Here is a 10,535-nt window from a genome sequence, read left to right as displayed (position 1 = left end):
ATGAGAATGAAGCGCATCGTCGGCATCGGCGCCGGACTCGCCGTGGTGGCCGTCGCGGCCACCACCGGCGTGATGGCCATGGACGACGAGGGAACGACCACCGTCACCGCCTACTTCGACCAGGCCACCGGCGTCTACGCCGGATCCGATCTGAGGATCCTCGGCGTCAGGGTCGGCCGGGTCGAATCGGTCACGCCCCGGGGCAAGGAGGTCAGGGTGGTCCTCCGCGTCGACAAGGGCGTCAAGGTCCCCAAGGCCGCGCACGCCGTGGTCGTCGCCCCCAGCCTGGTCGCCGACCGCTACGTCCAGCTCGCCCCCGCCTACGACGGCGGACCGGAGCTCGCGGCGGGCGCCGTACTGCCGGCCGCGAACAACGCCACCCCCGTCGAGGTGGACCAGCTGTACGACTCCATCACGGAGCTCTCCAAGGCACTGGGCCCGGAAGGAGCCAACGCCGACGGCGCGCTCTCCGGACTCCTGGACACCGGGGCCAAGAACCTCGACGGCAACGGAAAGGCCCTCGGGGACTCCATCGAGCAGTTCGGCAAGGCCACCAAGACCCTCGACAAGAGCAGCGGGAACCTCTTCGACACGCTGTCCTACCTCCAGACCTTCACCACCATGCTGAAGGACAACGACGGCAATGTGCGTGCCGCCGAACAGCAGCTCAACTCGGTCACCGGGTTCCTCGCCGACGACAAGGAGAACCTCGGCGCCGCACTGAAGGAACTCGGCACCGCACTCGGCCAGGTCAAGGGCTTCATCCAGAAGAACCGCGGCGCCCTGAAGGCGAACGTGGACGCCCTGGTGCCGCTCACCCAGACCCTGGTCGACCAGCGGGCCTCGCTCGCCGAGTCGATGGACACACTGCCGCTCGCCGCGGGCAACGTCGTCAACGCCTACGACCCGGTCAACCGCACCCTCAACGGCCGCACCAACCTCAACGAGCTCTCCATGGGACCGCTCACCGGGGCGAACGCACTCGCCGGCCTCACCCCGGTGGACGGCGCACGCCGCAAGGCGCTGCCCACCCTGCCGCTCCCCGCCGTCGGCACCGTCTACGGCACCCCGGCGAAGACCGCCACGGAAAAGAAGGGGGCGAACCGATGAGCCGTGCGCTGCGCAGACCCGGAGCCCGCACGACCGGCGTCGCCGCGGTGCTGGCCGTGGGTGTCGGCCTGGCCCTCGTCGTCACCGCCTCCGGCCTGCCGTCGTTCACCGGGATCGACCAGGTGCCGCTGCCCGGCGGCGCCGACCTCGGCGACCACCCGTACGAGATCACTGCGGAATTCGCCGACGTGCTCAGCCTCGCCCCGCAGGCATCGGTCAAGGTCAACGATGTCGCCGTCGGCCGGGTCACCAAGGTCTCCCTGGGCTCCGGCAGCTGGAACGCCAAAGTCACCATGCGCGTCAACGGCAAGGTCGAACTGCCCGCCAACGCCTACGCCCACCTGGAGCAGTCCAGCCTCCTCGGCGAGAAGTACATCCAGCTCGCCGCCCCGGCGCGCGGCACCGCGCAGGGCAGACTCGCCGACGGAGACCGCATCCCGCTGACCCGGACCAACCGGAACCCCGAGGTCGAAGAGGTCTTCGGCGCCCTGTCGATGCTCCTCAACGGCGGGGGCGTCAACCAGCTCAAGACCATCACCACCGAGCTGAACAAGGCACTCGCCGGCCGCGAACCTCAGATCCGTTCCATGCTCGGCCGGGTCAACACCCTCGTCACCGACCTGGACGACCACAAGAAGGACATCACCGACGCCCTCGACGGGGTGAACCGGCTCTCAGCCACCCTCGCCACCCGCAAACAGGACGTCGGCACCGTCCTCACCGGGCTGAGCCCCGGCCTGAAGGTCCTGGAGAAGCAGCGAGGCTCGCTCCTCACCATGCTGCGCTCGCTCGACACCCTCTCCACCGTGGCCGTCGACACGGTCAACAAGAGCAAGGCCGACATGATCGCCGACCTCAAGGCCCTCGCCCCCAGCCTCAAGGCGCTCGCCGACTCCGGCCGCGACCTGCCCGACTCCCTCCAGGTGCTGCTCACCTACCCCTTCACGGACGAGGTGCTGCGCGGGGTGAAGGGCGACTACCTCAACGTCTACCTGGATGTGACGGCCATGCCCGGCACACAGATCGTCCCGCCGATCGTCCCGGCGGTCCCGCCGCGGACCGGGACCGGTACCGGTGGAACCAGCCGGGCACTGCCGCTGCCCCTCCCCGCGGTACCGACGGCGGGCACCAACGGGAGCAGCCGATGATCACCCTCGCCATCCGGCTCAAGAACATCGCCTTCCTGATCATCGCGGTGCTCGTACTCGGCTACCTCGGAGTACGGTACGCCGACCTCGGCCACTACATCGGCCTGCGCAGCTACTACACCGTCAAGGTCCAACTCCCGCGCACCGGAGGGCTGTACACCCACTCCAACGTCACCTACCGCGGAGTCTCGGTGGGCCGGGTCGGGCCGATCGAGCTCACCGACGACGGGGTCGAGGCCGAACTGCGCATCGAGAAGGACGCCCCGAAGATCCCGGACGGGCTCAAGGCCGTCGTCGCCAGCCTCTCCGCGGTCGGCGAGCAGTACGTCGACCTGCGGCCCACCCGCACCGAGGGCCCGTACCTGGCGAACGGCTCCGTCATCGACCAGGCCGACACCACCGTCCCCGCCCCCGTCACCAACGTCCTCACCAGCGTCAACGACCTGGCCGGCTCGGTCGACCTGGAATCCCTGCGCACGGTCGTCGACGAGTTCGGCACCGCGTTCGAGGGGCGCGGCGACGACCTCCAGGTACTGCTGGACACCGGGAGCGAATTCGTCCGGGCGGCGGACGACGCACTGCCCGTCAACACCCGGCTGATGGCCGACGGCCGGACCGTGCTGCGCACCCAGGCCGAACAGGGCGAAGCGCTCAAGGGCTTCGCCTCCGGCGCCGCGGAACTGGCCGCACAGCTCAAGGGATCCGACACCGATCTGCGCAAGCTGATCGCGGTCGCCCCTGACGCGACCGGACAGATCAGCGGACTGCTGCGGGATCTCGACCCGAGCTTCGGTGTCGTCGTCGCCAACCTCCTCACCACCTCCGAGGTCGCCGTCACCCGGCAGCGCGGCATCGAGGAACTGCTGGTGAAACTGCCCGCGGTGGCCGCCGCCGGAGCCAGTGCGATCGACGAGAAGGGCGCCCGGTTCGGCATGTCGGTCACCTTCTTCGAACCCCTGCCCTGCACCGCCGGATACGGCGGCACCGTCTACCGCAGCGGTCTGGACACCTCGGCCGGCCCGCCCGTCAACACCAAGGCCCGCTGCACCTCCTCGCCCGGCACCGGCATCAATGTCCGGGGCAGTGCCAACGCGCCGAAGGGCGGCGCCGTGCCCGAGCCCGCCAGGCCCGGCTCGATGCTGCTGGGGAACGGATCCGAGAAGCGGCTCCCGGGGGCGCTCGGTGTCACCGGCCGGGCCCCGGCCGCCGACGACGGCATGGCCGGACTGCTGGGACTCGGACAGGGAGGCGGCCGATGACGCCCCGGAGCAGAACCCTGACCTGCTGGGCGGCGCTGCTCGCCGGGGCGCTGATCTGCGCCCTCGGCGGCTGGTCGTACGCCCAGGCGCGCGGCGACGACAACCTGGCGTACGCGAAGAGCCGCGATGCCGCGCTGGCCGACGGCAAGCACCACCTCGCCCGGCTGAACAGCCTCGATGCCAAGGACGCCCGGACCGTGGACGCGGGTCTCGGCGCCTGGCTCGACTCCTCGACCGGGCCGCTCCACGACCAGCTCGGACGCACCCGGAGCAAGGACGCGAAAGAGCTGACCCGGTCCGGAGCCACCGCACGCGGCAAGGTCACCGACGCGGCGCTCACCGCGCTCGACGAGCGGACCGGTACGGCGGAGCTGATCGCGACCGTCGATGTCGAGGTCACCCCGCGCACCGGAAAGAGCGGCTCCGAACGCAAGCGCTTCGAGGCCACGCTGTCCCGGACCCAGGACGGCTGGAAGGTCAAGGCGCTCAGCGCGATCCCGGTGGGGAGCGGCGCATGAAACAGCGGGGAGGGACGGCGGTCGTGAGCACGGACGTGGACGCGCGGGACGTCGAGGAGCGCGAAGAGGCCGAGGCACAGCCCGGCGCCGCCACCGACGAGGGGCGGGCGGACCTGCCGCCCGCCCCCGCCCGGCGGTGGCCGCGCGTCATGGCGGCGGTCCTGGCCGTCGCACTGCTGGTGGCCGGCGGTGTGCTCTTCGCCCAGGGCAGAGCACTGCGCGACACCCCCGCCACCGCCAACCGCGCACTGACCGACAGCGAGGCGACCACCCGGGTCGCGGGCGATGTCAGCAACGCACTCGGCAAGGTCTTCTCCTACAGCCCGCAGGCCACCGCCGTCACCAAGGAGTCGGCGAAGCAGTTGCTGGCCGGCAAGGCACTCCAGCAGTACGCCGCCCTGTTCGGCCAGGTCGAGAAGCAGGCCGCCGACCAGAAGCTGACCCTCACCACCCATGTCGTGCGCGCCGGGGTGACCCGGCTGACGGAGAACAGCGCCCACTTGCTGGTCTTCCTCGACCAGGTCTACGAGCGCGAGGGCAAGCCGGCCACCACGGCGGCCGCCCAGCTCTCCGTCACCGCCGAACTGCGGGACGGCCACTGGACCGTGGTCGAGATCGCCTCCAGATAGCAGTACCCACACACGCGCAGCTCGGTACGGATCGGCCGGCAGGGGAGAGACAGCAATGGCACGGGTACGGATCACGAGGAACCCGCTGATGGCGGCGGCGGTCGTGCTGACCGTCGTGGCGGCCGGGGCGGCGGCCTGGGGCGGAGTCTCCCGCTACGAGGCCGCGCACGACGAGTCGGCGGCGTACGCGCAGGCGCGCGACGACGCACTGGCCGCGGGCGAGCAGGCCGTGCAGAACATGAACACGCTGGACCACCGGAAGCTGGCGAAGGGCCTCGACAGCTGGGAGGACTCCACCACCGGTGATCTGCACCAGCAACTCGTCGACGGGCGGGACGCGTTCGTGAAACAGATCCAGGAGGCGAAGACGGTCAGCACGGCGCAGATCCTGTCCGGGGCGGTGACCGAACTGGACGACCGGGCCGGAAAGGCCGGAGTGATGGTGGCGCTGCGGGTCACCGTGACCGCGCCGAAGGGCAAGCCCGCGGTGAAGGAGAGCCGGATGCTCGGCCGGCTCAGCCGTACCTCCGAGGGGTGGAAGCTCAGCGCCCTCGGCCAGGCACCCGTCGGCAACACGGCCGGCTGAGAGCCGGTCACCCGACCGCCTCCGACTCCCACCCCGCCACCGAGAGGACCACCGGACATGTCGACGACCCGTCACCTCGTCAACCGTCAGCGCCGCCTGGCCACCGTCGCCGCGGAGCGCGCCGCCGCGCCGGCGCGCGGAACCGCGACCCCTGACACCGCACTCGACGGAGCGGCGCCGGAGCTGTCCACGAAGGACACCGGCACCGATGTCGAGGCCACGCAGGACGAGGGCGGTGACGACGCCGCTCCGGCGGCGGCCCCGGAGGAGAAGGAACCGAAGGGCGAGCGGCCGTCCCGTCTCCGGATCCGGCTGCCCGCCGTGCTCTGCGCCCTCACCGTGCTGCTCGGTGCCTTCGCCGCCTGGGCGTTCGCCTCGGCCGGCAGCCTGCGCGAGGACCCGTCCCGGCAGAACACCGCCCTCACCGACATCAGCCGCACCAGCGAGGTGAAGGGCCAGATCTCCGACGCCGTCGGCGCGGTCTTCTCGTACGACTACGCCTCGCCCGAGAAGTCCGAACAGGCGGCCGGTACGCATCTGGTCGGCAAGGCGGTGCAGCAGCACAAGGACATGCTCGCCCAGGTCAGGGCCCAGGGGCAGAAGCAGAAACTCGTGCTGACCACCACCGTCACCGACAGCGGCGTGGAGCTTCTCGACGGCGACCGGGCCCGGCTGCTGATCTTCGCCGACCAGAGCAACACCCGTACCGGCAAGTCGGACGAGACGACCTACGCGGCGGCCATGTTCGCCGTGGACGCCGTTCGCCGCGGCGACACCTGGCGGATCTCCGCCATCGATACGTTCACCCGGTGACCCGGGGGGAGAGGGGAGCACGCATGAGGTTCAACGGCACGATGCGCCGCGGACTCGGCGGCACGGCGGCCGCGGTCGCCGCGATGGCCGCGCTCACCGCGTCCCAGGCACCGGGGACCGCCGCTCACGAAGCGCCGCCGAAGGAGCGCCCGGAGACCGAAGAGGTCAAGTGGTCGCACGTACCCAACGACGACTCATACCACACCGAACTGCCGCCGCTGCAGTCGCCGGAGCCACCGAAGGCAGGCGGGAAGCAGAGCCCGGCCGCCGCCCGCTCGTGGTCCGAGGCGGGCATCCCGGCCACGGTGCTCGCCGCCTACCGCAAGGCGGAGCGCGCACTCGGGCGGACCGACCCCGGCTGCCGGCTGCCGTGGCAGTTACTCGCGGCGATCGGCAAGGTCGAGTCCGGCCAGGCGGGCGGGGGCCGGGTCGACGCCCACGGCACGACGCTCACACCGATCCTCGGGCCGGTACTCAACGGCGCGGGATTCGCCAACATCCCGGACACCGACGGCGGCGCCTACGACGGCGACCGGCGCTACGACCGGGCGGTCGGCCCGATGCAGTTCATCCCGTCGACCTGGGCCCACTGGGGGCAGGACGGGAACGGTGACGGCCGCCGTGACCCCGGCAACATCTACGACGCAGCACTCGCCGCCGGACACTACCTCTGCGCCGGACCGCGCGATCTGTCGGTGAAGGCCGATCTGGACCGGGCGATCCTCAGCTACAACCACTCGGACACCTATCTGCGCACCGTGCTGTCCTGGCTGGAGTTCTACCGCAAGGGCATCCACCCGGTGGCCGACGGCAAGGGCACCGTGCCCAGGAGCCCCGGCGCGGGCGGACCGAACAAGCCGAAGCACCCGGTCGGCGGCCCCGGCGCCCCGGACGGCGGCATCATCGTGGGCCCGCAGCCCGGCGGCTCGCACCAGCCCTCGCCGTCCACCACCCCGAAGCCCTCCGGATCACCGACCGGCTCCCCGGACCCCACCCTCTCCCCGGACCCCACCGACCCGGGCACCGGCTCACCCGATCCCACCGACAGCGGACCGGCCACCCCGGACCCCGGCACCAGCCCCGACCCCGGCACAACCGAGCCGGGCCCCGGCTGCCCCACCGGATCACCGTCACCGGACCCGAGCGAGACGGCCGGAACCACCGAGTCCCCGGACCCCGACCCGAGCACCACCGAGGACCCGTGCGCCACACCGTCGGGCTCAGCGTCCGCCGGCTGACAGCACCTGGGCCAGGTCGTACCGCACCACCTCCTCCAGTTGCGCGTACGTGCAACCGGAGGGGGCGCGGTCCGGCCGCCAGCGGCGGAACTGGGCGGTGTGCCGGAAACGGTCGCCCTCCATGTGGTCGTAGGCCACCTCGCAGACCCGCTCCGGGCGCAGCGCCACCCATGACTGGTCCTTCTTCCCGGACCAGCGGCTCTGCGTCCCGGGCAGCCGGGCCCGCTCGTGGGCCTCGGCATCGGCCCAGGCCGCCCACGGGTGACCGGAGAAGTCGACGCGCAGCGGCTCCAGCTCCGCGACCAGTTCCTCCCGGCGCTTCATCGAGAAGGCCGCGCAGACGCCGACGTGCTGGAGCACGCCCGCCGGGTCGTACAGGCCGAGCAACAGCGAGCCGACGACCGGGCCGCTCCGGTGGAAGCGGTACCCCGCCACCACGCAGTCCGCGGTCCGCTCGTGCTTGATCTTGTACATCACCCGGGTGTCGGGGCGGTACGGCAGATCGAGCGGCTTGGCCACCACACCGTCGAGCCCGGCGCCCTCGTACCGCTCGAACCACTCCTGGGCGAGCGCCGGGTCCGTGGTCGCCGGGGCGAGGTGGACGGGGGCCGAGGCGCCGGACAGGGCCGCCTCCAGTACGGCGCGGCGGTCGGACTGACGGGTGGAGAGCAGCGAATCGTCGCCCACCGCCAGTATGTCGAAGGCGATCAGACTGGCCGGGGTCTGCTCGGCCAGCAGCCGCACCCGGGAATCGGCGGGGTGGATGCGCTCGCTGAGCCGGTCGAAGTCGAGCCGTCCGTCGTACACGATCACGATCTCGCCGTCGATCACACAGCGCGGCGGCAGATTGTCCCGGACGGCGGTGACCAGCTCGGGGAAGTAGCGGGTGAGCGGTTTGCCGGTGCGGCTGCCGATCACCACCTCCTCGCCGTCCCGGTGCACGATCGCGCGGAATCCGTCCCACTTGGCCTCGTACTGCATGCCCGGCGGGATCCTGGACACGGACTTGGCGAGCATCGGCTTCACGGGAGGCATCACCGGCAGATCCATGGCCCGATTCTCACGCATCACCTGACACAAGTCTCCCGATATGCGCCATATGTGCCCTCGGCCTACCGTGACCGTCATGGGTGCAGCGGCGAAAGCAGTGGAACTCGAAGCCGGCGGACGGGCCGTACGGCTCTCCAATCCGGACAAGGTCTACTTCCCGGAGAAGGGCTACACCAAGAGGGACGTGGCCGGGTACTTCCTGGCCGTGGGGCCCGGCATCACCCGTGCCCTGCGCGACCGGCCCACCACCCTCCAGCGCTTCGTGGACGGCGTCGAGGGCGAGTTCTTCTACCAGAAGCGGGCCCCGAAGAACCTTCCCGACTGGATCCCCACGGCCCGGATCGCCTTTCCGAGCGGCCGGCCCGCCGACGAGATCTGCCCCACCGAGCTCGCCGCCGTCATCTGGGCGGCCAACCTCGGCACGCTCACCTTCCACCCCTGGCCGGTCCGCAGCTCCGACACCGACCACCCGGACGAGCTGCGCATCGACCTCGACCCGCAGCCGGGAACGGACTACGCCGACGCGGTGCGGGCCGCCCACGAGCTGCGGTCCGTGCTCGACGACCACGGGCTGAGCGGCTGGCCCAAGACCTCCGGCGGCCGGGGCATCCACGTCTTCGTCCCGATCACACCACAGTGGACGTTCACCGAGGTCAGACGGGCCACGATCGCCGCCGGGCGGGAACTGGAACGCCGCATGCCGGACCGGGTGACCACGGCCTGGTGGAAGGAGGAGCGCGGCGAGCGGATCTTCGTCGACTTCAACCAGACGGCCCGCGACCGCACGATCGCCTCCGCCTACTCCGTACGCCCGCGCCCCTACGCCCCGGTCTCCGCACCGCTGCGCTGGGAGGAGATCGACGACGCCGAACCGCGCGACTTCGACATCAGGACCATGCCGAAGCGCTACGCCGAAGTGGGTGATGTGCACGCGGACATGGACGACCACGCCTTCCGGCTCGACGGGCTGCTGGAGCTGGCGGACCGCGACGAGCGGGAGCGCGGGCTCGGCGACATGCCGTACCCGCCGGAGTACCCCAAGATGCCGGGCGAGCCGAAACGTGTCCAGCCGAGCCGGGCCCGGCACGACGAGGACGCCGAGGGGTGAGCGCGCCCGACCTGGAGCCCGCCGTACCGCACGGGGAACATGCCCGGCCCCCGGCCCGCGGTGACCGATGGTCGGAGTTCAAGGCGTCCCCGTATCTGCCCGCCGTCGTGCTTCTGTTCATCATCGCGGCCGCGGCCGGTCTCTTCGCGGGCTCCTACACGTACGCGATGGCCAACCCGACCCCGCGCAATATTCCGGCCGCTGTGGTCGGCGAGCTCGACACCCCGCGCGACAAGGTCTTCCTCGACCGGCTGGAGGGCGCACTCGACACGTCGCTGGTGCTGCACGAGTACGCCACCGAAGCCGAAGCCCGCCTCGCGCTGGAGGAGCAGAAGGTCTTCGCCGTCCTGCGGTCCGAGGATGGCGGGGTCGGTCTGGACGTCGCGAGCGCTTCCGGAGCCTCGGTCGCCCAGTTGCTCGCCGAGTCCACGCTGAAGGTGGGGGAAGCGGCTCATGTGCCGGTGAAGGTCACGGACGTGAAGCCCCTGCAGCGGGGCGACCCGCGCGGCCTCGCTCTCTTCTACATCTCGCTCGCCGCGGTGATCGTCGGGTTCATCGGCGCGATCCAGCTGAGTGTGCACGCCAAGGCGCTGGAGCCCCTGGAGCGGGTCGGGTTCACCGTCGCCTACGCCCTGCTCGGCGGGTTCTCCATCGCCGCCGTGGTGGACTGGCTGCTCGGCTCCGTCGACCTGCCGTTCGTCCAGTCGTGGTTGATCCTCGCCTTCACCATGTTCACCACGGGCATGGTCTTCACCATGTTCAACGCCCTGATGGGGCGCTGGGCGATGATCCCCACCTGGGGACTGATGGTGATGCTCGGAAACCCGTCCTCCGGTGGTGCGGTGTCCTGGCCGCTGCTGCCGTCGGTGCTCGGCTTCATCGGCCGCTGGCTCCCCCCGGGCGCCTCGGTCAACGCCCAGCACGCCGCCGTCTACTACCAGGGACACCAGCGGGTCTTCCCTTACCTGGTCCTCGCCGGCTGGGCGCTGGTCTCGTGCACGGTGTTCTGGGTGTGGCGACACCGGCACCCCGGCGGCCGTGACCACATGCCTCAGCACGCGGCCACGGCCACCTGA

At 71.2% G+C, this 10,535-nt stretch carries 11 protein-coding genes; 10 read left to right on the top strand and 1 reads right to left on the bottom strand.

Annotation, left to right across the window (positions count from 1 at the left end; translation table 11 throughout):
- The 8 genes from ACFVH0_RS02450 (at position 1) to ACFVH0_RS02415 (ending at position 7,301) form a co-directional block, all read left to right on the top strand.
- A complete protein-coding gene (locus ACFVH0_RS02450; protein ID WP_385817591.1) occupies positions 1 to 1,110 on the top strand; it encodes an MCE family protein in 1,110 nt (369 codons plus the stop codon).
- Positions 1,107 to 2,258 (top strand): MCE family protein, encoded by a 1,152-nt coding sequence (locus tag ACFVH0_RS02445; protein WP_385817590.1) that lies wholly within the window; start codon positions 1,107 to 1,109, stop codon positions 2,256 to 2,258. The genes ACFVH0_RS02450 and ACFVH0_RS02445 overlap by 4 nt, the downstream gene beginning before the upstream one ends.
- Entirely contained in the window at positions 2,255 to 3,517 is a 1,263-nt protein-coding gene (locus tag ACFVH0_RS02440) for an MCE family protein (RefSeq protein ID WP_385817589.1), read from the top strand. The genes ACFVH0_RS02445 and ACFVH0_RS02440 overlap by 4 nt, the downstream gene beginning before the upstream one ends.
- Entirely contained in the window at positions 3,514 to 4,035 is a 522-nt protein-coding gene (locus ACFVH0_RS02435) for a hypothetical protein (RefSeq protein WP_385817588.1), read from the top strand. The genes ACFVH0_RS02440 and ACFVH0_RS02435 overlap by 4 nt, the downstream gene beginning before the upstream one ends.
- The gene (locus ACFVH0_RS02430; RefSeq protein WP_385817587.1) at positions 4,032 to 4,664 is read left to right on the top strand and encodes a hypothetical protein; all 633 of its coding nucleotides are present in this window, start codon (positions 4,032 to 4,034) and stop codon (positions 4,662 to 4,664) included. The genes ACFVH0_RS02435 and ACFVH0_RS02430 overlap by 4 nt, the downstream gene beginning before the upstream one ends.
- Before the next feature lie 88 nt (positions 4,665 to 4,752).
- The gene (locus ACFVH0_RS02425; RefSeq protein WP_385817793.1) at positions 4,753 to 5,250 is read left to right on the top strand and encodes a hypothetical protein; all 498 of its coding nucleotides are present in this window, start codon (positions 4,753 to 4,755) and stop codon (positions 5,248 to 5,250) included.
- A gap of 57 nt (positions 5,251 to 5,307) precedes the next feature.
- Positions 5,308 to 6,063: a hypothetical protein gene (locus tag ACFVH0_RS02420; protein WP_385817586.1), complete on the top strand. Its 756-nt coding sequence runs from the start codon at positions 5,308 to 5,310 to the stop codon at positions 6,061 to 6,063.
- Positions 6,064 to 6,086: 23 nt separating this feature from the next.
- The gene (locus tag ACFVH0_RS02415; RefSeq protein ID WP_385817584.1) at positions 6,087 to 7,301 is read left to right on the top strand and encodes a lytic murein transglycosylase; all 1,215 of its coding nucleotides are present in this window, start codon (positions 6,087 to 6,089) and stop codon (positions 7,299 to 7,301) included.
- Here ACFVH0_RS02415 and ACFVH0_RS02410 read toward each other — a convergent pair.
- The gene (locus ACFVH0_RS02410) at positions 7,284 to 8,351 is read right to left on the bottom strand and encodes an ATP-dependent DNA ligase (RefSeq protein WP_385817583.1); all 1,068 of its coding nucleotides are present in this window, start codon (positions 8,349 to 8,351) and stop codon (positions 7,284 to 7,286) included. The two genes, ACFVH0_RS02415 and ACFVH0_RS02410, sit on opposite strands and share 18 nt — an antisense overlap.
- A 97-nt stretch (positions 8,352 to 8,448) precedes the next feature.
- Between ACFVH0_RS02410 and ligD the strand changes: the two genes are divergently transcribed.
- Positions 8,449 to 9,459 (top strand): non-homologous end-joining DNA ligase, encoded by a 1,011-nt coding sequence (gene ligD / locus ACFVH0_RS02405; RefSeq protein WP_385817792.1) that lies wholly within the window; start codon positions 8,449 to 8,451, stop codon positions 9,457 to 9,459.
- Complete coding sequence (locus ACFVH0_RS02400) at positions 9,456 to 10,535, top strand: ABC transporter permease (RefSeq protein WP_385817582.1); 1,080 nt, start codon at positions 9,456 to 9,458, stop codon at positions 10,533 to 10,535. Before ligD ends, ACFVH0_RS02400 begins: the two co-directional genes overlap by 4 nt.

The organism is Streptomyces sp. NPDC127117 (genome assembly GCF_042677325.1).
Lineage (GTDB): Bacteria > Actinomycetota > Actinomycetes > Streptomycetales > Streptomycetaceae > Streptomyces.
This window is presented reverse-complemented; position numbering and strand designations above follow the sequence as displayed.

What these genes read in the sequence shown, in the direction of transcription:
- ACFVH0_RS02450 (WP_385817591.1), top strand. Translation starts at nt 1, where the DNA reads ATGAGAATGAAGCGCATCGTCGGCATCGGCGCCGGACTCGCCGTGGTG.
- ACFVH0_RS02445 (WP_385817590.1), top strand. Translation starts at nt 1,107, where the DNA reads ATGAGCCGTGCGCTGCGCAGACCCGGAGCCCGCACGACCGGCGTCGCC.
- ACFVH0_RS02440 (WP_385817589.1), top strand. Translation starts at nt 2,255, where the DNA reads ATGATCACCCTCGCCATCCGGCTCAAGAACATCGCCTTCCTGATCATC.
- ACFVH0_RS02435 (WP_385817588.1), top strand. Translation starts at nt 3,514, where the DNA reads ATGACGCCCCGGAGCAGAACCCTGACCTGCTGGGCGGCGCTGCTCGCC.
- ACFVH0_RS02430 (WP_385817587.1), top strand. Translation starts at nt 4,032, where the DNA reads ATGAAACAGCGGGGAGGGACGGCGGTCGTGAGCACGGACGTGGACGCG.
- ACFVH0_RS02425 (WP_385817793.1), top strand. Translation starts at nt 4,753, where the DNA reads ATGGCGGCGGCGGTCGTGCTGACCGTCGTGGCGGCCGGGGCGGCGGCC.
- ACFVH0_RS02420 (WP_385817586.1), top strand. Translation starts at nt 5,308, where the DNA reads ATGTCGACGACCCGTCACCTCGTCAACCGTCAGCGCCGCCTGGCCACC.
- ACFVH0_RS02415 (WP_385817584.1), top strand. Translation starts at nt 6,087, where the DNA reads ATGAGGTTCAACGGCACGATGCGCCGCGGACTCGGCGGCACGGCGGCC.
- ACFVH0_RS02410 (WP_385817583.1), bottom strand. Translation starts at nt 8,351, where the DNA reads ATGGATCTGCCGGTGATGCCTCCCGTGAAGCCGATGCTCGCCAAGTCC.